This is a genomic window from Enterobacter sp. HK-058-C-ECC (genome assembly GCF_047531125.1).
Classification (GTDB): domain Bacteria; phylum Pseudomonadota; class Gammaproteobacteria; order Enterobacterales; family Enterobacteriaceae; genus Enterobacter; species Enterobacter quasiroggenkampii.
In genome coordinates this window covers 465,866-484,922 of record NZ_JBLKCH010000001.1, presented here as the reverse complement: position 1 = coordinate 484,922, position 19,057 = coordinate 465,866, and the positions used below count along the sequence as shown (strand labels likewise).

The 19,057-nt window shown below is 55.4% G+C and carries 19 protein-coding genes; 8 read left to right on the top strand and 11 right to left on the bottom strand.

What is annotated here, in order from left to right:
* Positions 1 to 221: 221 nt before the first annotated feature.
* From ACMWJS_RS02370 to lpp, 4 genes are all read left to right on the top strand, one after another.
* On the top strand, positions 222 to 1,592 hold the full coding sequence (locus tag ACMWJS_RS02370; RefSeq protein WP_334754755.1) for a cystathionine beta-synthase: 1,371 nt from the start codon (positions 222 to 224) through the stop codon (positions 1,590 to 1,592).
* Positions 1,593 to 1,603: 11 nt separating this feature from the next.
* On the top strand, positions 1,604 to 2,749 hold the full coding sequence (locus tag ACMWJS_RS02365) for a trans-sulfuration enzyme family protein (RefSeq protein WP_045910312.1): 1,146 nt from the start codon (positions 1,604 to 1,606) through the stop codon (positions 2,747 to 2,749).
* A 377-nt stretch (positions 2,750 to 3,126) separates the two neighbouring features.
* On the top strand, positions 3,127 to 4,539 hold the full coding sequence (gene pykF, locus ACMWJS_RS02360; protein WP_045284943.1) for a pyruvate kinase PykF: 1,413 nt from the start codon (positions 3,127 to 3,129) through the stop codon (positions 4,537 to 4,539).
* Positions 4,540 to 4,848: 309 nt separating this feature from the next.
* Positions 4,849 to 5,085 (top strand): murein lipoprotein Lpp, encoded by a 237-nt coding sequence (gene lpp / locus ACMWJS_RS02355; protein ID WP_010430241.1) that lies wholly within the window; start codon positions 4,849 to 4,851, stop codon positions 5,083 to 5,085.
* A gap of 60 nt (positions 5,086 to 5,145) precedes the next feature.
* On the opposite strand, the gene ldtE is transcribed toward lpp, so the two are convergent.
* From ldtE to ACMWJS_RS02310, 9 genes are all read right to left on the bottom strand, one after another.
* Positions 5,146 to 6,159, bottom strand: a complete 1,014-nt coding sequence (gene ldtE / locus ACMWJS_RS02350) for a L,D-transpeptidase LdtE (RefSeq protein WP_167212896.1) — start codon at positions 6,157 to 6,159, stop codon at positions 5,146 to 5,148.
* Between the two features lie 97 nt (positions 6,160 to 6,256).
* Positions 6,257 to 6,673, bottom strand: a complete 417-nt coding sequence (gene sufE / locus ACMWJS_RS02345; RefSeq protein WP_039023841.1) for a cysteine desulfuration protein SufE — start codon at positions 6,671 to 6,673, stop codon at positions 6,257 to 6,259.
* A 14-nt stretch (positions 6,674 to 6,687) separates the two neighbouring features.
* A complete protein-coding gene (gene sufS / locus ACMWJS_RS02340; RefSeq protein ID WP_414746534.1) occupies positions 6,688 to 7,908 on the bottom strand; it encodes a cysteine desulfurase SufS in 1,221 nt (406 codons plus the stop codon).
* On the bottom strand, positions 7,905 to 9,176 hold the full coding sequence (gene sufD / locus ACMWJS_RS02335) for a Fe-S cluster assembly protein SufD (protein WP_334754753.1): 1,272 nt from the start codon (positions 9,174 to 9,176) through the stop codon (positions 7,905 to 7,907). The genes sufS and sufD overlap by 4 nt, the downstream gene beginning before the upstream one ends.
* A complete protein-coding gene (gene sufC, locus ACMWJS_RS02330) occupies positions 9,151 to 9,897 on the bottom strand; it encodes a Fe-S cluster assembly ATPase SufC (RefSeq protein ID WP_048027583.1) in 747 nt (248 codons plus the stop codon). Before sufC ends, sufD begins: the two co-directional genes overlap by 26 nt.
* A gap of 9 nt (positions 9,898 to 9,906) precedes the next feature.
* Complete coding sequence (gene sufB / locus ACMWJS_RS02325) at positions 9,907 to 11,397, bottom strand: Fe-S cluster assembly protein SufB (protein ID WP_334754751.1); 1,491 nt, start codon at positions 11,395 to 11,397, stop codon at positions 9,907 to 9,909.
* Between the two features lie 8 nt (positions 11,398 to 11,405).
* A complete protein-coding gene (gene sufA, locus ACMWJS_RS02320) occupies positions 11,406 to 11,774 on the bottom strand; it encodes a Fe-S cluster assembly scaffold SufA (protein ID WP_008500631.1) in 369 nt (122 codons plus the stop codon).
* A gap of 313 nt (positions 11,775 to 12,087) precedes the next feature.
* Positions 12,088 to 12,816 (bottom strand): MerR family transcriptional regulator, encoded by a 729-nt coding sequence (locus ACMWJS_RS02315; RefSeq protein ID WP_039266180.1) that lies wholly within the window; start codon positions 12,814 to 12,816, stop codon positions 12,088 to 12,090.
* A 188-nt stretch (positions 12,817 to 13,004) separates the two neighbouring features.
* Positions 13,005 to 14,225 (bottom strand): diguanylate phosphodiesterase, encoded by a 1,221-nt coding sequence (locus tag ACMWJS_RS02310; protein ID WP_045910304.1) that lies wholly within the window; start codon positions 14,223 to 14,225, stop codon positions 13,005 to 13,007.
* Between the two features lie 339 nt (positions 14,226 to 14,564).
* Between ACMWJS_RS02310 and ycgZ the strand changes: the two genes are divergently transcribed.
* From ycgZ to fdhF, 4 genes are all read left to right on the top strand, one after another.
* Positions 14,565 to 14,804 carry a regulatory protein YcgZ gene (ycgZ, locus tag ACMWJS_RS02305; RefSeq protein WP_167212885.1) on the top strand — a complete coding sequence of 80 codons (240 nt, stop codon included), beginning with the start codon at positions 14,565 to 14,567 and terminating at the stop codon, positions 14,802 to 14,804.
* A 4-nt stretch (positions 14,805 to 14,808) separates the two neighbouring features.
* Complete coding sequence (locus tag ACMWJS_RS02300) at positions 14,809 to 15,129, top strand: hypothetical protein (RefSeq protein WP_045910303.1); 321 nt, start codon at positions 14,809 to 14,811, stop codon at positions 15,127 to 15,129.
* A gap of 29 nt (positions 15,130 to 15,158) precedes the next feature.
* The gene (locus tag ACMWJS_RS02295; RefSeq protein WP_023327185.1) at positions 15,159 to 15,437 is read left to right on the top strand and encodes a biofilm development regulator YmgB/AriR family protein; all 279 of its coding nucleotides are present in this window, start codon (positions 15,159 to 15,161) and stop codon (positions 15,435 to 15,437) included.
* Between the two features lie 190 nt (positions 15,438 to 15,627).
* A complete protein-coding gene (fdhF, locus tag ACMWJS_RS02290; protein ID WP_334754750.1) occupies positions 15,628 to 17,778 on the top strand; it encodes a formate dehydrogenase subunit alpha in 2,151 nt (716 codons plus the stop codon).
* A gap of 65 nt (positions 17,779 to 17,843) precedes the next feature.
* Here the strand turns inward: fdhF and ACMWJS_RS02285 are convergent, their stop codons facing one another.
* Positions 17,844 to 18,485 (bottom strand): helix-turn-helix transcriptional regulator, encoded by a 642-nt coding sequence (locus ACMWJS_RS02285; RefSeq protein ID WP_334754749.1) that lies wholly within the window; start codon positions 18,483 to 18,485, stop codon positions 17,844 to 17,846.
* 49 nt (positions 18,486 to 18,534) lie between these two features.
* Complete coding sequence (locus tag ACMWJS_RS02280) at positions 18,535 to 19,053, bottom strand: fimbrial protein (RefSeq protein ID WP_411814015.1); 519 nt, start codon at positions 19,051 to 19,053, stop codon at positions 18,535 to 18,537.
* Between the last annotated feature and the right edge of the window lie 4 nt (positions 19,054 to 19,057).

Sequence of the window (19,057 nt, the reverse complement as noted above, 5' to 3'; positions counted from 1 at the left end):
GATGCATATCTGCTGGCGGACGGGCGCAAAAAACGCTCATTTTTGCAGCATTTTATCCCGATATAGCCATCCTCACATCCAGACAACTTTACGTCTTGCTGTCCTTCCATCCAGAAATGGCATTTATATTCCTTTCTGTTCTAAACGGCAGTGAATGGTTCTTTATTGAGAAAATTTCACCGCCCTATCATCCCGTCATGACATCCAGAAAGGAAAACATCATGACGATTTATCACTCCGTCACCGAACTGATTGGTCGTACCCCGCTGATCCAGCTGCATAAGCTTGATACCGGTCCCTGCTCGCTGTTCCTGAAGCTGGAAAACCAAAATCCGGGCGGGTCGATTAAGGATCGCGTTGCGCTGTCGATGATTAACGAAGCGGAACGTACCGGCCAGCTGCAGCCAGGCGGCACGATTATTGAGGCCACGGCGGGCAATACCGGTCTCGGCCTGGCCCTGATCGCCGCCCAGAAAGGCTACTCGCTGATCCTGGTGGTGCCGGACAAAATGAGCCGCGAGAAGATTTTCCACCTGCGCGCGCTGGGTGCCCAGGTGGTGCTGACCCGCTCCGACGTCAACAAGGGCCATCCTGCCTATTACCAGGATTACGCCCAGCGTCTGGCGAACGAACTGCCCGGCGCGTTTTACATCGACCAGTTCAACAACGAAGCCAACCCGCTGGCGCACCGCACCACCACGGCGCCGGAACTGTATGAACAGCTTGACGGCAGGATCGACGCCATCGTGGTGGGCGTCGGCTCAGGCGGCACGCTGGGCGGCCTGCAGGCGTGGTTCGCCGAGCACTCTCCGCACACGGAATTTGTCCTGGCTGACCCGGCTGGATCCGTTCTCGCCGACCAGGTGGAAACCGGACGCTACCACGACGCGGGCTCCTGGCTGGTTGAGGGAATTGGCGAAGACTTTATTCCTCCGCTGGCCCACATTGAAGGGGTGAATTGCGCCTGGCGCATCACCGACCGCGAGGCCTTCACCACCGCGCGCGAGCTGCTGAAAACGGAGGGCATTCTGGCGGGCTCCTCCAGCGGCACGCTGCTGGCGGCCGCGCTGAAGTATTGCCAGGCGCAAACCACGCCGAAGCGGGTGGTGACCTTCGCCTGCGACAGCGGCAATAAATATCTCTCGAAGATGTTCAACGACGACTGGATGCGACAGCAGGGGCTCATCACGCGTCCTCAGGCCGGCGATCTCTCCGACTACATCGCCTTGCGCCACGACGAAGGTGCGACCGTCACCGCCGCCCCGGACGACACGCTCTCCACTGTCCTGGCGCGCATGCGTCTGTATGACATCTCCCAGCTGCCGGTGCTGGAGAACGGCAATGTGGTGGGCATTATCGACGAGTGGGATCTCCTGCGGCATATCGGCGGCGACGGCGATCGCTTCGCGCTGCCGGTGACGGCAGCCATGACGCGTCAGGTCGAATTCCTTGATAAACACGCGCCGGAAAGCGCCCTGAACGCCATCTTCGACCGCGGCCTGGTGGCCGTCATTAATGACAACGACCGTTTTCTCGGTCTGATTACGCGCAGCGACGTTCTGACCGCCTGGCGCAACCGTCTACAGCAATAAAGGAATCAATGATGAAAAATCTGGCCACCCTCAGCGTACACAGCGGCGAATTCAACGACCAGCACGGCGCCGTCATGCCGCCGATTTACGCCACCTCGACGTTTGCGCAACCCGCGCCCGGGGAGCATACCGGTTATGAGTACTCCCGCAGCGGCAACCCTACCCGCCATGCGCTGGAAACGGCGATTGCCGAACTGGAGGGCGGCACGCGCGGCTACGCCTTTGCCTCCGGTCTGGCGGCCATCTCCACGGTACTCGAACTGCTGGATAAAGACAGCCATATTGTCGCCATTGATGACGTTTACGGTGGGACTTACCGCCTGATCGAAAATGTGCGCAAGCGCAGCACCGGGCTGCAGGTTAGCTGGGTTAAACCGGACGACCTGGCCGGGCTCGAGGCCGCCATTCGCCCACAGACGCGTATGGTGTGGGTCGAGACGCCGACCAACCCGCTGCTGAAGCTGGCCGATCTGGCGGCCATCGCGGCCATTGCCCGTCGGCATAACGTCATCAGCGTGGCGGATAACACCTTCGCGTCGCCGGTGATCCACCGTCCGCTGGAGTCCGGTTTCGATATCGTGGTGCACTCTGCCACCAAATACCTTAACGGCCACTCTGACGTCGTGGCCGGGCTGGCGATTGTCGGGGACAACAAGGAACTGGCGGACAAGCTGGGCTATCTGCAAAACGCGGTGGGCGGCGTCCTGGATCCGTTCAGCAGCTTCCTGACACTGCGCGGTATTCGCACGCTTGCGCTGAGGGTCGAAAAGCACAGCACCAACGCGCTGGCGATTGCGCAATGGCTTGATCAGCATCCTCTGGTCGAAAAGGTATTCTATCCTGGCCTGGAATCACATCCACAGTACCAGCTGGCCCGCACGCAGATGGCGCTGCCCGGTGGCATGATTTCCGTCGTGGTAAAAGGCGATGCGCAACGCGCCACCGAGGTGATTCGCAACCTGAAGTTGTTCACCCTTGCGGAAAGCCTGGGCGGCGTGGAGAGCCTGGTAAGCCAGCCTTACAGCATGACGCACGCCTCGATTCCGCTGGAACAACGGCTGGCAAACGGCATTGTGCCGCAGCTGATCCGCCTGTCGGTGGGAATTGAAGATCCTAAAGACCTGATTGCGGACCTCAGCCAGGCGCTGCAAAAATAAGCAAACGGCGGCAGGTTACTCACCTGCCGCCATAAGTTGTCATCATGGCTTAACGCCTTGATAACAATATTATGTGAAACAGCATTGATTATTTCTGAAACACCGTTTCCATTTTCCTTTTATCTTAAAATCAGCGTATAATGCGCGCCAAATCCCTGGTGAATGGTTTCAGCGCTTGGAATACAAAAAACAACGTACAACTTCTCCTCTCCTTCGTTGGGCTGTCACTCAGGCACACTTTCTTCTGCACGCTCATTTGATGTCTCCTATCCTTAGTGCGTGTCATATACTCTTTTGCAACACAGGTTTGACTCCGCGGCGGTGCGCCCCCGGAGCGAGATTTCCATATCCTTCCCAACTTAAAGACTAAGACTGTCATGAAAAAGACGAAAATTGTTTGTACTATCGGCCCGAAAACCGAATCTGAAGAGATGCTGAGCAAAATGCTGGACGCCGGCATGAACGTGATGCGTCTGAACTTCTCCCACGGTGACTACGCAGAGCACGGCCAGCGCATCCAGAACTTGCGCAACGTGATGAGCAAGACCGGTAAAAAAGCGGCCATCCTGCTGGATACCAAAGGTCCAGAAATCCGTACCATCAAACTGGAAGGCGGTAACGACGTCTCTCTGAAAGCGGGCCAGACCTTCACCTTCACCACCGACAAATCCGTCGTCGGCAACAGCGAAATCGTTGCAGTGACCTACGAAGGCTTCACCAGCGATCTGTCCGTCGGTAACACCGTGCTGGTCGACGATGGCCTGATCGGTATGGAAGTCACCGCTATCGAAGGCAACAAAGTTATCTGTAAAGTGCTGAACAACGGCGACCTGGGCGAAAACAAAGGCGTTAACCTGCCGGGCGTGTCCATCGCGCTGCCAGCCCTGGCTGAAAAAGACAAGCAGGACCTGATCTTCGGCTGCGAGCAAGGCGTTGACTTCGTCGCGGCCTCCTTCATCCGTAAGCGTTCCGACGTGGTTGAAATCCGTGAGCACCTGAAAGCGCACGGCGGCGAGAAGATCCAGATCATCTCCAAAATCGAAAACCAGGAAGGCCTGAACAACTTCGACGAAATCCTCGAAGCGTCTGACGGCATCATGGTTGCACGTGGCGACCTGGGCGTTGAAATCCCGGTTGAAGAAGTGATCTTCGCGCAGAAGATGATGATCGAGAAGTGTGTGCGCGCGCGTAAAGTGGTTATCACCGCAACGCAGATGCTGGACTCCATGATCAAAAACCCACGCCCAACCCGCGCTGAAGCAGGCGACGTGGCAAACGCCATCCTCGACGGTACTGATGCGGTTATGCTGTCCGGCGAATCCGCGAAAGGTAAATACCCGCTGGAAGCGGTCGGCATCATGGCGACCATCTGTGAACGTACTGACCGCGTGATGACCAGCCGTCTGGACTTCAATAACGACAGCCGCAAGCTGCGTATCACCGAAGCAGTATGCCGCGGTGCAGTAGAAACCGCTGAGAAACTGGAAGCCCCACTGATCGTGGTTGCCACTCAGGGCGGTAAATCTGCGCGCGCCGTGCGTAAATACTTCCCGGATGCGACCATCCTGGCCCTGACCACCAACGAAACCACCGCTCGTCAGTTGGTGCTGAGCAAAGGCGTCGTTGCGCATCTGGTTAAAGAGATCGCCTCTACTGACGATTTCTACATTCAGGGTAAAGCACTGGCTCTGGAAAGCGGTCTGGCACAGAAAGGTGACGTTGTGGTCATGGTTTCTGGCGCGCTGGTACCAAGCGGCACCACCAATACCGCATCTGTTCACGTGCTGTAATAATTCCCGAACGAATTAATTTGGATAAAAAGCGCCCGTCGGGCGCTTTTTTTATTCCTGGCATTAGCCAAAGTCATTCAAAATGCAAATCGGGTTTTTCTATTTAATTGCGAATTATCTAAGATGAATCCGATGATAAATGCCTTTTTTTCCTTAGATTTTTACCCGAAACCGGCTGATTCGATGCTTCTTTGAGCGAACGATCAAAAATAGGTGTATTCCCATCAAAAAAATATTCTCAACCCAAAAAACTTTGTGTAATACTTGTAACGCTACATGGAGATTAACTCAATCTAGAGGGTATTAATAATGAATCGTACTAAACTGGTACTGGGCGCGGTAATCCTGGGTTCTACTCTGCTGGCTGGTTGCTCCAGCAACGCTAAAATCGATCAGCTGTCTTCTGACGTTCAGACTCTGAACGCTAAAGTTGACCAGCTGAGCAACGACGTGAACGCAATCCGTTCCGACGTTCAGGCTGCTAAAGACGACGCAGCTCGCGCTAACCAGCGTCTGGACAACCAGGCTACTAAATACCGTAAGTAATAGTACCTGTTAATAAAATGGCGCACATTGTGCGCCATTTTTTTTGCCTGCATTAAACGGCTACTGCGTCACCTTCTCCCCTTCATCTTCCGCTACCGCAGCAGATACCCGGCTGTTCTGCACCGACAACACGCTATTGCTGGCTGACGGGCCGCTACCGGCCGACACGATAACCGGGATCCCGGCGCGACGTGACAGGGCTTTATCAATTAGCGCCTTATCGCTTCCCGCCTGGGAAACAAAGGTCGCAAACTCGGCGGAATGGGTAATGGGCGAGACCTGTGGATTTTCCCCTTCTACCTGCGCCAGCGGACGGTGGACCTCAATATAGCGTTTACCATCCGGCTCAATGGAAAACTTCACGGGTTCATTAATAATCTGCACCCGCGTGCCCACCCGCACCTGTTCGAACAGGGCCTTAATGTCCGGGGCGTTCATTCGCATACAGCCAGAGCTGACCCGCAGGCCGACGCTGTCCGGCGCGCTGGTACCGTGGATAAGATATTCCCCATTCCCCACGCCTAAACGCAGCGCGAAGCGTCCCAGGGGGTTATTTGGCCCGGCAGGAACCACCGGAGGCAGTTTAATGCCCTGCTCCAGAGAGCGTGCTCTGATGCCAGGCGTGGGTGTCCAGGTAGGATTAGGGATTTTCTGGCTCACCCGCGTGGTCGTCACCGGCGTTTCCAGCCCCAGCTGACCAATGCCCAGGGGGAAAACCTGAACAATGTTTTGCCCCGGCGGGAAGTAGTAGAGCCGAAGCTCAGCGAGATTGACCACAATTCCCTCGCGGGGCGTATCCGGCAACAGCATTTGCGACGGAATGGTTATCACGGTTCCCGGCGCAGGGTTTACCGGCGCAATGGTATTGTTGGTTTCCAGGATCACCTGCGCCGCCGTATTAAACCGACGGGCAATGGTCTGCAGCTTATTATCCCCTTCCTGTATCGTGTAGGTTTGATTTTGCCCAATCAGACGACTGCCTGCGGGCGGCAACGGATAGTCCATCGCACGGGCCGAATTAAGGGCACCGAGCGAACTGAGGAGTAATAGAGTAATGAGAGACGCGCGCTTCATGCTGAGATTCCTTATTCACTGACAGAACGCCAGAAAGCTGAAAAACCAGCGAGGCGGGAACCACCTCGCGAAACAGAATGAATGCAGTTCTGTAAGTCTAGCTAAGGATTGCAGCTTTGGCGCGGATGGCGCGAATCATCGCTTCCAGTCCCTGAGAACGGGACGGGGTGAGGTGTTGGGTTAAGGCCATTTTTTCAAACCACGGACGGACATCAAACGCGACGATATCCTGCGCCGACATCTGCTGGTAAAGGCTAAAGACGACCGCAATAAGCCCTTTTACAATGGCGGCATCGCTGTCGCCGCGCAATTCGATCGTGCCGTCATCAGACTGCGCCATCACAATCCACACCTGGCTCTGACAGCCCTGAATAGTGTTCTCTGCGCTGTGCGCCTCTTCACCGAGCGGCGGTAAGCGTTGTCCCAGCTCAATGATATAGAGATACTTCTCTTCCCAGTTTGCGCAACGCGAGAAGTTGCGCAGTAATTTATCTTTGTCCGGCAGCTCTGCCATCTTTCGCCTCTCCGTTAGCCCAGCAGCTGGTGAATGCGCTTAAGCCCCGCCACCAGCCTGTCGACCTCTTCCGTCGTGTTGTACATCACCAGCGATGCGCGGCACATTGCCGGTACCTGGTAAAACGCCATCAGCGGCATGGCGCAGTGGTGCCCGGTACGGACCGCCACGCCGTAGTTATCGAGAAAACTGCCCACGTCATAGGCGTGGTGTTTCCCGAGATTAAACGCAATCACCCCTTGCCGATCGGCAGGCCCGTAGAGGGTCAAATCCGGCACGCTGGCAAGTTCCGCCAGCGCGTAGTGCATCAGCAGCTGTTCGTACTCCTGAATGGCGTCCAGGCCGATGGCAGAGACGTAGGAGATTGCCGCCCCCAGCCCGATAATACCCCCGGTGTTGGGCGTGCCCGCCTCAAAACGCCACGGCGCACGCGCGTAGGTCGTGCCTTCCGTCAGGCTGACGGTGGCGATCATCGACCCGCCCCCTTCCCACGGCGGCATCGCCTGCAGGATGTCTTCTTTCACATACAGCACGCCGATCCCGGTCGGCCCATAGAGCTTGTGGCCTGAAAAGACGTAGAAATCACAGTTCAGCGACTGGACGTCAACCGCGTGGTGCATCACCGCCTGGGCCCCGTCAATCAGGACCTTTGCGCCCGCCTGATGGGCCTTTTCGACGATCTCTGCCACCGGGTTTTCTGTCCCCAGCACGTTGGAGACCTGGGTAACCGCCACCAGCCGCGTACGATCATCCAGCAAGACGTCAAGCTGCTCAAGCTGAAGCGTCCCGTCCGCATTTAACGGGATCACCCGCAGCTGGGCGCCCACGCGCTCGCAGAGCATCTGCCACGGCACGATATTGGCGTGGTGCTCCATCTGGGTGATGATGATGTTATCGCCCGCGTGAACCTGAGCATTGCCCCAGCTGTTAGCGACAAGGTTAATCCCTTCGGTGGTCCCGCGAACAAAGACCAGTTCTTCCGGCGAGCGGGCGTTAAGGAAGGCGGCAAGCTGCGTGCGCACGTTTTCCATCCGCTGGGTCGCCTCGGCGCTCAGGGTATGAATACCGCGATGCACGGCGGCATAGCCGTGGCGATAGAACTCGGCTTCGGCATCCACCACCTGATTCGGCTTCTGCGCGCTGGCCGCGCTGTCCAGATAGGCCAACGGCAGACCGTTTACTTCACGGGTCAGAACCGGGAAATCTGCCCGTACTTTTTCGACGGGAAAACTCATGCTTCGCCTCCAGGCAGGCGCTGACCGATCCGATCCAGCACCTGCAGTTTTAACTGACCATCGTGCAGCGCTTCCGTCAGTTCGGCGGCAAACGCGTAGATAATCATTTTCTGCGCCGCCTGCTGGTCGATGCCGCGGGAGCGCAGGTAGAACATCTGCTCGTCGTCGATTCGCCCGACCGTCGCACCGTGGCTGCATTTGACGTCATCCGCGTAGATTTCCAGCTGCGGTTTGGTGTCCACCTCCGCCAGTCGCCCTAACAGCAGATTGTTGTTGGTCATCTGCCCGTCGGTTTTAATGGCGTGCTGCGCCACGTTAATCAGGCCGTTAAACACCGCACGCCCTTTATCACTGACGATGGTTTTGTGCAGCTGGCGGCTGTTGCAGTAGCCTTTGTTGTGCTCCAGCCACGTGCGCGTGTCACACACTTCCGATTTAACCGGCATCGCCAGGCTGTTGATGCGCAGCGTGGTGTTTTCCCCGTTAAGCTGCGTGCTGGTGTTGTGGCGCAGCACCGCCCCACCGAGCAGGAAGCTGTGGCTGTACGCCGCGGCATCCTGGCCCAGGACAATGTCGTTATGGGCAAAGTGATGGCTCTGCGCATTCTCAAACGCCAGTTTGATGTGGTGTAGCTGGGCATTGGCCGCCACGTTCATCGTCAGACGCGACCCGGTAAAGTGACGCGTCTCATTGAGGCTGACGTAATGTTCGATGACCGTGGCCTCCGCGCCCTCCGCCAGCTCAAGATGGTGACGATAGTGCGCGGTATTGATTTCATCGCCGTTCAGACCCTGAGTGATATGCATGAGCAACAGCGGCTTTGTCGGACGCTGGTTACGCTTCACGGCGATATGCGTCACGCTTCGAGCCAGGCTCTCGGTCAGGTGCAGGAAAACCTCGGGCTGAACCGGGGCGCTCAGGCGCTGGCGATCGTCGTTTATCTCAATCTCAAAGCCGCTCTCCTGGAGCGTGTCGCTCAGTTCCGGACGGAACTGGCCATCGACAAACACCAGGCGCACGGCATCGACACGCAAGGCCAACGCGTCGCGCTGCGCTGGGTTGAGATCCGCCAGACGGGTAACAAACTCGGCGTTCAGAAGGCCATCAAGCGGAGTGTACTTCCAGTTCTCATGCTTACGCGTCGGCAGGCCAAGACGCAGCATCTGCTGCAGATGCTGCTGCGCCTGCGCCGAGCGCGTGCCGCCCTGGGCTTCAAACAGCCGGTGCCACTGCTGGAGCGCATTACTGCTGTTCGGTAAGCCAGCCATAACCCTGCTCCTCCAGTTGTTTAACCAGCGTAAAATCACCGGATTTCACAATGCGCCCCTGGTAAAGCACGTGGACGTAATCCGGCTTGATGTAGTCCAGAATGCGCTGGTAGTGGGTGACGATAATAAACGAGCGATTGCCGTCGCGCAGGGCGTTGACGCCGTCAGCGACAATCTTCAGGGCGTCGATATCCAGACCGGAATCGGTCTCATCCAGAATGCACAGCTCGGGCTCGAGTACCGCCATCTGCAGAATGTCGTTACGCTTTTTCTCGCCGCCGGAAAAACCGACGTTCACCGAGCGGGTGAGCAGATCTTCCGGCATTTTCAGCAGCCTGATCTTCTCTTCCATCAGATCCTGGAAGTCGAAGCGGTCGAGCGCCTCCAGCCCACGGTATTTGCGCACCGCGTTGAGCGCAGTTTGCAGGAAGAACTGGTTGCTGACGCCAGGAATTTCGACCGGGTACTGGAAGGCCATAAAAATGCCCTCTCCCGCACGATCTTCCGGCGACATCTCCAGCAGATCTTTGCCGTTAAACTCGACCGAGCCGTGGGTCACCTCATAATCTTCGCGCCCGGCCAGCGTCGCAGAAAGCGTACTTTTCCCGGAACCGTTCGGCCCCATGATGGCGTGGACTTCGCCCGGCTTAACGTCAAAATTGAGGCCACGCAGGATGGCTTTATCTTCTACGCTGACCTGTAAATCTTTAATGCTTAACATGTGCTTTCCTTAACCGACGCTGTGTTCAAGACTGATGGCGAGGAGTTTCTGGGCTTCAACGGCAAATTCCAGCGGCAGTTCAGAGAACACGTCCTTACAGAAGCCGTTGACAATCATCGAGATGGCGTCTTCTTCGCTAATCCCGCGCTGCAGGCAGTAGAAGAGCTGGTCTTCCCCAATCCGTGACGTGGTCGCCTCGTGCTCCAGCTGGGCCGTGTTATTACGGCATTCGACGTACGGGAAGGTATGTGCGCCGCAGTCTGCGCCAATCAGCATCGAGTCACACTGGGTAAAGTTTCGCGCATTGGTGGCCGTCGGCATGATTTTCACCAGCCCGCGATAGCTGTTCTGGCTGTGTCCGGCGGAGATGCCTTTCGAGATAATGGTCGATTTGGTGTTTTTACCAATGTGGATCATCTTGGTGCCGGTATCGGCCTGCTGATGACCGCTGGTGAGCGCCACCGAGTAAAACTCGCCGATGGAGTTATCCCCGCGCAGGATGCAGCTCGGGTATTTCCAGGTGATGGCCGAACCGGTTTCGGACTGGGTCCACGACATCTTGCTATTTTCCCCTTCGCACAGCGCACGCTTGGTCACGAAGTTCAGGATACCGCCAGTATTGCCGTCGCCCGGGAACCAGTTTTGCACCGTTGAGTATTTCACCTCGGCGTCTTTATGGATGATGACCTCCACCACCGCCGCGTGCAGCTGATAGCTGTCGCGGACCGGGGCGGAGCACCCTTCGATGTAGCTGACGTAGCTCCCCTCATCGGCCACCAGAATGGTACGTTCGAACTGGCCGGTTTTTTCGGCATTAATACGGAAATAGGTGGAAAGCTCCATCGGACAGCGCACGCCTTTCGGCACGTAAATAAAGGTACCGTCCGAGGCCACCGCCGCGTTAAGCGCCGCAAAGAAGTTATCGTTTGAAGGCACAACGGTCCCGATGTACTTTTTCACCAGTTCCGGATGATCGTGAATCGCTTCGCCGAAGGAGCAGAAAATGATCCCCTGCTCTGCCAGCTTCTCGCGGTAGGTGGTGGCCACCGAGACCGAGTCAAAGATAGCGTCCACCGCCACCTCTTTCCCTTCGCGCACCGGTACGCCCAGCTGGTTAAAGGCTTCTTCTACCTCTTTGCTGAGGAAACTGTTCTCCGCGCCGGTTTGCTGCACCGCGCCGGGCTGCGAGGCGCAGGTGTCATCACAGCTGCCGCAGGACGGCGCGGAGTAGTAGCTGTAATCCTGGTAGTTCAGCTTGTCATAATGCGCTTTCAGCCAGTGCGGCTCTTCCATCTCCAGCCAGGCGCGGTAGGCACTCAGGCGAAACTCCAGCATCCACTCGGGCTCGTTACGTTTCGCCGAAATCGCCCGCACGACATCCTCGTTGATGCCTTTTGCCAGCTCATCGGTCTGTAGGTGGGTGAAGAACCCCTCTTTATAGTTGAGGTGCCCGCCGCTCCAGGTATTTACTTCACTCGTTGCTTCAGTATTACGAGACATAGTTCCGCCTATACCCCAAAGCTTTCGCCGCAGCCGCATTCGTTCTGGGCTTTCGGGTTATGAAATTTGAATAACTGATTTAAGCCTTCGCGGACGTAGTCCACTTCGGTGCCATCGATAAAGGGCATGGCCTGCAGCGCGACGTACAATTTTGCGCCGTCGGTCTCGAACACCAGGTCATCTTTCTCGGGTTCGGTGACGGTATCAAGCACGTAACCGAAACCTGCGCAGCCGGTCTGTTTGACACCTAAACGCACACCAAGGATCTCGGGCTTTTTCGCCACCAGCTCGTGAATATGTGCCGCCGCCGCTGGCGTGAGCGTTAACCCGCGCCAGGCGAAATCGGCAGGATTAAAGGTTTCTGAATGCAGTTCCATAGGTCCACCTCATCTGATAAGCCATCAGGGCATAACACCATGTTAGTGATAACGATTATCACTTCAACCCTCTGTCAGCAGGGGCATTCGGCTAAACCGCCCTTTTTGCCTACTTTTATTAAGCATAGACCCTGTGACAAGATGCAGGCAGGATGGATTTAATTGTTCAATGCATTGATTAATAATGCATTTCGTCGTGGGGTTTGTGGCGGAGAGGTGAAAAGTAAAATATGCATCGGAAATGCCTATTTTTGAGATAGTCTTTGCATGGAAAGTGACAAAAACAAAAAAAGGCCCTCAAGGCCTCTTACACTCAATGGTGGAATGAAACAGCAAAACCTTGCTCACGCCAGTGGTCGAGCTGTTCCTGCTGTCGAGGCGTTGGCGATTTCCCCGTCCAGACGAAGATTTTCTGCCCCGGGAAAAGCTCGGGACGCGGCGAATCAATCGGTTCTGCCAGGACATCAATGTGCCAGCCCTTCTGCGATAAGCGCGCGGCTTCAAGCCACAGATGGGTGCGGTCATCACATTCCCAGCCAATCAGGAGCGCATCTTTACCGGCTTTTTTGCGAGACTCCGCCAGGCTTGCGATCGCGAATTCGATCAGGACCCCGTCAAACAGGCTCGCCATGTGACGCACGGTATTTTGGTCCTGGTTCATCCGCTGACGAACGGGAGAAATAATATTGTCAATCAGGGCGTCTATCGGGTGATCGCGGCGGAACTCACCGACTTTGGCGCGCAGCTTTGCCGGGCTGGCATAGCGCAGAACGGTCATCATCTCTTCCTGGAACGAGACCCAGTTACCCTGAGTCAGAACTTCCTTATTTTCCAGCAAGGCTTTTACTTTCCCGACCGAAACGCCGCTCTTCATCAGGCGTTTGATCTCTTCGATACGCAGGATATCTTCATCGTCAAACTGACGATGACCCCCTTCGCTGCGCTGCGGCTTCAACAATCCATAACGGCGCTGCCAGGCACGCAGCGTAACGGGGTTGATACCGCATCGTTCGGCCACTTCGCCGATACTGTAATAGGCCATTAACTCCCTCACGCTCAGAACTTCCATACCTAACTGCACCAACCTTATCAGATTGTACACACCATTTGTATAACTAAGACCGCATTTTGAACGGGTGAATGGCTTACGACGCCATTCACCTGTTAATACATTGTTGTATAAAATTTACCGTTCGTACAGTTACGTCTGTCCGATTGTGTACAGCTTTATCACAATTCGAACTTTTTCTCCGGCCACGCAATGGCTGGAATCCCGCCGTGCCGGGGGCTGGCAAAAAGATGCCCCTGGAACTGGGAAATCCCCGCAGATTCCAGCCACATCCACTCTTCCGCCTTCTCTACTCCAACCGCGCAGAACTGGATTTCGAGCGAGGAACAGCATTTGATGATGGCCTGAATAATGGCCTGTCGGGGGCCACTTTTATGCACGTTCGCGACCAAATCACGATTAATCTTAATTCTGTCAGGCTGGAAGTGGGCCAGTAGCTGCAGCCCGGCAAAACCGGCACCAAAGTGATCGATCGTCACGCTGATACCCGCGCTTTTTAACTGCCTGACCGAATCCGTGAACTCATCAAAGCGGGAAATGGCTTCGCTCTCGGTGAACTCCACCACGATTTGTTCAGGTACAAAACCGTTTGCTTCGATCGCGGTAAGCAGAAAATCCACGGCGTTGGGAATGTTAACCAGCGTCATAGGAAGCAGGTTAAGGGATAACGTCTGGTCCTGTAACCCCAGCGCGCTGGCCATGGAGAGCGCCACCTGCTTGCTTTGCAAATCAGACGCGTACACTTCCTCATGCGGAAGGCTGGCGAAATAAGCCCCCGGCGAGTCGCCGGACGGGGTGCGGAGAAGCGCCTCCCAGGAGACAACCTGCTGCATAAATGGATCGACTATCGGCTGGAACGCGAAGCTGCAATCCGCCCCCTTCGCGACCACCTCAGGCTGCGCGGACAAGCGCGTTTCTTCGCGAACGAATTCCCATGAGTCCGCAGGCGGCAGTTCAAAATAGTTCGCTTTTTCCGTGGCCTCGACAAAGGTGCGGAAAAACTGCAGAGGGCGGTCGTTATACGTCAGCTGGTAGCGTGTCGTCCCCTTATTGAGCACCTGCTGCAGTACCTCGTCCCGGTCGAAGTGGCGCAAATCAAAAAGCTCCATACCCACGTTGCCAAAACGCCGGACAGGCCCGTGATCGCGCATTAACTCGACCACGTTATGGTGGCGCGGGTCGTTGCAGATCTGCTCATAGATAGCCGAAACGTGCTCAACCGGCCCTTCCAGCAGTTGAAAAAAATGTGTGCCGTTAAACAGCAAGATCCCCGTGACATTGGATTGCCGATTTTTACGATTTGCAGCAGCGACCATTGCTTCCAGCGCTTTTACTGGAACGTCCTCGCAGATATGACTGCGGTAAATGATGGTTGTGAGCATGCTATTCCTGGGGGTTAGGGTTTTGGCCACGAAAGACGTGGGTAATGTTCATTTATAGCACATTAATTGCCTGACAAATAATTTACATCTCAACCATTTACGGCAGTTAACGAGACCTTTTGACTCGGCTGTACAACTTACCAGCACCTGCGCTTTTTGTACAATATATCCTGCACTCTACCCTCATCGCAACGCCAACCCAACGCAATGAAAAATAAATGATTTATAAGATATATCGTAAAAAATCTAAAAAACTGTACATTTTAGATGTACAGATTTGGAAATTATGTATACCTTAAATGTAACGTTACTGATTACAAAATTTTACAGGAGCGAAACATGCAGCAGAAAGGTTACGTCGCAGATTCCGCAGCAGCAATCGCACAGTACTTCGAAAAAGCCGCGCTTCCTACCCAGCAGGAAACGCTGGGCCAGGTGGTTGTTGAAATTCTCAGCGACGGGCGAAACCTTAATCGCAAATCGCTTTGTACAAAATTGCTGAGTCGCCTCGAAAAAGCCGACAGCCCGGAAGAGGAAGAGCATTACCACATGCTGCTTGGTCTGCTCTTCGAACGGTAAGGATATGAATAGTAGTAACGCAGACCGACTGATAGACCAGCTTATCGGTGAAGCCGTTCTCTCTCTTCTGAAAGAGCGGGGACCGGTGACAACTGAAGGCTTGCTACAGCGTCTGCGGGTCATGAAAGAACATGAAAAGGATCCCCAGCGGCGGGAGACACTTGCGGTGGTGATTGCCGAGATCGGCTCAAACAGCACCGCCTTTACACGTCGCAGAACCGCGCAAGGACGAACGAAAAGAGAGGGATCTCTCAACGATACCCGAGACAATGTTGTGCCGTTATTTGGAAGTGGAAAACCGTCCGATCCCAAAAAAATACATTGACTGCAATTTAACAGCTACGGTGAGAACAAATGAGACAAAATATTCAGCTTCAACCCGAATACCACTCTGCTTTTTTAGACAGTGCACTGGCGGAGTATTTCCGCCATGCAGGCGATCGTTTTGCTGAAGAGTCCGCTATTTTTTCTACTGCAGTACGCTGTGTTCTAGCCTCCGAAGGGCATTTGTCCAACAAGGCGATCATCCTCTGGCTCATTCAGACGCTGGAAGCCACCAACGACGTGGTTCAGGCGGATGTGATTCGCAAGACGCTGGAAATCGTGGTGGGTTACACGATGGACGATCTCTGAGTTCCTGCTCGCCACGCCCCCTAACGTGTCATCGTCAAAACTGACGATCGGCCTGACGATGACACGCGCCCTCCCCGCATAACGCCCTGTAATCCACGCAAAATCAACCTGGCACGGTTCCTGCTTACCTCCGTACACGGGACTGGGTTGCCAGTCAACTTTGCTTCATTTCTTAACAGGTCTGTTATTGATGAAAAAGATCGCCAGCGTCTGCCCGTACTGCGGTGCAGGCTGTAAATTGAACCTTGTCGTTGAAAATAACCGTATCATCCGTGCCGAAGCAGCAGCGGGAGTCACAAACCAGGGCACCTTATGTCTGAAAGGATTTTACGGCTGGGACTTCCTTAACGATACCCGTCTGCTCACCCCTCGCCTCACCCAGCCCATGATCCGCTACCGCAAAGGCGAAGCCTTCACCCCCGTTACCTGGGAAGAGGCGATCCGCTACACCGCCCACAGGCTCAGCAGTATTAAAGCGCAGCACGGGCCGCGGTCGATCATGACCACCGGCTCCTCGCGCGGAACCGGCAATGAAACCAACTATGTGATGCAAAAATTTGCCCGCGCAGTGCTGAACACCAACAACGTGGACTGCTGTGCGCGCGTCTGTCATGGCCCGTCCGTCGCCGGTTTACAGGAAACGCTCGGTAACGGCGCGATGAGCAACTCCATTAGCGATATTGAAAACTCAAAATGCCTGCTGGTCTTTGGCTATAACTGCGCGGACTCCCACCCTATCGTCGCCCGCCGCGTGCTCAAAGCACGTGAAAACGGCGCAAAAATTATCGTCTGCGATCCGCGGCGTATTGAAACGGCGCGTATTGCCGACCAACATCTGCAGCTGAAAAATGGCAGCAACATGGCGCTGGTGAACGCCTTTGGCTATGTGCTGCTGGAAGAGGAGCTGTACGATAAAAGCTACGTGGCGCGCTTTACGGAGGGGCTTGAGGCCTACCGGCAAACGGTAAAAGATTATGCGCCGGAGCAGGTCGAACATCTTACCGGCATCCCCGCCCGTGACGTCCGCCAGGCAATGCGCACCTTCGCGGCGGCCCCTTCCGCCACCGTGATGTGGGGGATGGGCGTGACCCAGTTTGGTCAGGCTGTGGATGTGGTCAAAGGGCTGTCCAGCCTGGCGCTGCTGACCGGGAATCTCGGTCGCCCTGCCGTCGGCGTCGGGCCGGTGCGCGGTCAAAACAACGTCCAGGGTGCCTGCGATATGGGCGTTCTGCCGAATATGTTCCCCGGCTATCAGGATGTGACCGATCCGGCGGTCAGGCAGAAGTTCGCCGACGCCTGGGGAATTGACGTCAATGCGATGGACGATCGCGTCGGGACGCGCATTACCGAAGTGCCTCACCTTGCGCTGGAAGGCAAGGTTAAGGCCTATTACATCATGGGAGAAGATCCGCTTCAGACCGAAGCCGATCTCGGCCTGGTGCGCAGCGGTTTTGAGGCGCTCGATTTTGTCGTGGTTCAGGACATCTTTATGACCAAAACGGCAGAGGTGGCGGACGTTCTGCTCCCGGCCACCTCCTGGGGTGAACACGGCGGCGTCTTTACCTGTGCCGATCGCGGCTTCCAGCGTTTTGGCAAAGCCATCGACGCCAGCGGCAACGTGAAGCGTGACTGGGAGATCATCAGCCTGCTCGCCACCGAGATGGGCTACCCAATGCATTATGACTCCAACCAGCAGATCTGGGATGAGATGCGCGCGCTGTGCCCGCTCTTCTTCGGCGTGACGTATGAAAAAATGGGCGAGATGGGCCACGTGCAGTGGCCCTGCCCGACGCTGGATCACCCCGGTACGCCGTACCTGTACAAAGACAATCAGTTCGACACGCCGAGCGGTAAAGGGCAACTTTTTGCCGCACCGTGGCGCGCGCCGGCGGAAACCCCGGATGCGGATTTCCCGCTGGTGCTGTGTACGGTACGCGAGGTGGGACACTACTCCTGCCGCTCCATGACCGGGAACTGCGCCGCGCTGCAAAGCCTGGCCGACGAGCCGGGTCGGGTGCAAATGAACCCTGCCGATGCAGAAAAGCTGGGCATTACTGACGGGCAGCTGGTCTGGGTACGTTCACGTCGCGGGAAAGTGATTACCCGCGCCAGCATCAGCGAGCGTATCAACGCCGGGGCCGTCTATATGACCTATCAGTGGTGGATTGGCGCCTGCAACGAGCTGACCCAGGACAACCTCGATCCCATCTCCAAAACCCCGGAAACGAAGTACTGCGCGGTGCAACTGGAGGCGATTGAGGACCAGCGCTGGGCGGAGGACTATGCCGCGTCGGCGTATCAGTCCATGAAGTCGCGGCTGATGAGTGCGGCGAACGTCTGAGGAAAATGCCGGGTGCCGTAACCGTCACCCGGCGACAAAACAGCGCCTGCGCCCTTTTCTCCCTCTTAGCCGTCCTGCCCCACTAAATGGTCATGCAATTTATTCGGGTGGGCGTTCTTTTCAACCATCCGGTGAATCAGCGCCATAAGTTCGAAATCATTGCGCAGATCGAATTTTTGCATCAATAAATACTTATGCGTGAATATCGTTTTGTTACTCGTCCTGAGCCTGTTCGCAATCTGTCCGATCGATAACCCTTTGTATAAATTCACCGAAAGACGAATCTGCTGCGTCGATAATATTTTATGCGGGCAGTGGAAGCAGTCTTTATGTTTCCAGCGATAATCCGGCAGTTGCGTACGGTACCATGCAAGAAAGAGTCTCTCGCTTACCCGATCCAGCGGGGCCCGGCGGGAGATGAAAATCATATCCTGAAAACAGGATGAAAATTCAGTGAAGCGCCGTTCGTCATCGACCATCCCAATTAAGATCCCTTTTTTTCTCGCTTTTAATTCAGGTATACAGGTCAGCGCTTCACCCGGGCATAAAGAGAGGATAACAATATCGGCGCTATTGACGCTGTCAAAAGTAAACTCAATGCCAAAATTAACCTGATATCTAAAATTATGCAGGAAGAAATCGACAAGAAAATATTGCAGGCCATTTTTTAAAAAAGAATCCGGTTCTTTAATCAGAATATTCAACATAGCGGTTACCGACATCTGCAAATAAAAGGATAACTCACGCACGGGCCGATCAGTTGTATTGCATCGTCATGACCACGACGGCACTGATGCTCCCCGGCGTCGCGCTCCCGGTAACAGAGTTGACCGATGCCTGCAGGGCTATCGTCGCGGTTCTGTCTGCTGAGATGGCCTGCGTAATCTGAGTCCCGGTTCCCTTTAAAGCACCGGTAGCGGCATCGTTCATCGCTATTGCGACGTGAGTGGCCGAACCGCTGTTCATATAGTAACCCGCCCCTGCGATGGGATCGGGGTTTCCGGTAAATAAGACCGTCACGCTGCGCGTACCCGCAGGGCACTGGGTAAACATCAGGTTAAAAGGCACAGGTTCGGAAGACGATCCCGGGGTTGCCATATTGGATGCCTGAATATTGCCGAGATTAACATCCAGATTGTTATTTCCCCCATTAAATACACAGGGAGAGGCAACAATATTACCGGTGACGCTGACGTTAACGGTATCCGCTGCAATGAGATTGCCGCTGATTAATGCCGCGGTGAACGCTGCCGTGCGCAAAATATTCATCGTCATTCCC

Coding starts and splice junctions, on each gene's coding strand:
- ACMWJS_RS02370 (WP_334754755.1), top strand. CDS start 222: ATGACGATTTATCACTCCGTCACCGAACTGATTGGTCGTACCCCGCTG.
- ACMWJS_RS02365 (WP_045910312.1), top strand. CDS start 1,604: ATGAAAAATCTGGCCACCCTCAGCGTACACAGCGGCGAATTCAACGAC.
- pykF (WP_045284943.1), top strand. CDS start 3,127: ATGAAAAAGACGAAAATTGTTTGTACTATCGGCCCGAAAACCGAATCT.
- lpp (WP_010430241.1), top strand. CDS start 4,849: ATGAATCGTACTAAACTGGTACTGGGCGCGGTAATCCTGGGTTCTACT.
- ldtE (WP_167212896.1), bottom strand. CDS start 6,159: ATGAAGCGCGCGTCTCTCATTACTCTATTACTCCTCAGTTCGCTCGGT.
- sufE (WP_039023841.1), bottom strand. CDS start 6,673: ATGGCAGAGCTGCCGGACAAAGATAAATTACTGCGCAACTTCTCGCGT.
- sufS (WP_414746534.1), bottom strand. CDS start 7,908: ATGAGTTTTCCCGTCGAAAAAGTACGGGCAGATTTCCCGGTTCTGACC.
- sufD (WP_334754753.1), bottom strand. CDS start 9,176: ATGGCTGGCTTACCGAACAGCAGTAATGCGCTCCAGCAGTGGCACCGG.
- sufC (WP_048027583.1), bottom strand. CDS start 9,897: ATGTTAAGCATTAAAGATTTACAGGTCAGCGTAGAAGATAAAGCCATC.
- sufB (WP_334754751.1), bottom strand. CDS start 11,397: ATGTCTCGTAATACTGAAGCAACGAGTGAAGTAAATACCTGGAGCGGC.
- sufA (WP_008500631.1), bottom strand. CDS start 11,774: ATGGAACTGCATTCAGAAACCTTTAATCCTGCCGATTTCGCCTGGCGC.
- ACMWJS_RS02315 (WP_039266180.1), bottom strand. CDS start 12,816: ATGGCCTATTACAGTATCGGCGAAGTGGCCGAACGATGCGGTATCAAC.
- ACMWJS_RS02310 (WP_045910304.1), bottom strand. CDS start 14,225: ATGCTCACAACCATCATTTACCGCAGTCATATCTGCGAGGACGTTCCA.
- ycgZ (WP_167212885.1), top strand. CDS start 14,565: ATGCAGCAGAAAGGTTACGTCGCAGATTCCGCAGCAGCAATCGCACAG.
- ACMWJS_RS02300 (WP_045910303.1), top strand. CDS start 14,809: ATGAATAGTAGTAACGCAGACCGACTGATAGACCAGCTTATCGGTGAA.
- ACMWJS_RS02295 (WP_023327185.1), top strand. CDS start 15,159: ATGAGACAAAATATTCAGCTTCAACCCGAATACCACTCTGCTTTTTTA.
- fdhF (WP_334754750.1), top strand. CDS start 15,628: ATGAAAAAGATCGCCAGCGTCTGCCCGTACTGCGGTGCAGGCTGTAAA.
- ACMWJS_RS02285 (WP_334754749.1), bottom strand. CDS start 18,485: ATGTTGAATATTCTGATTAAAGAACCGGATTCTTTTTTAAAAAATGGC.
- ACMWJS_RS02280 (WP_411814015.1), bottom strand. CDS start 19,053: ATGACGATGAATATTTTGCGCACGGCAGCGTTCACCGCGGCATTAATC.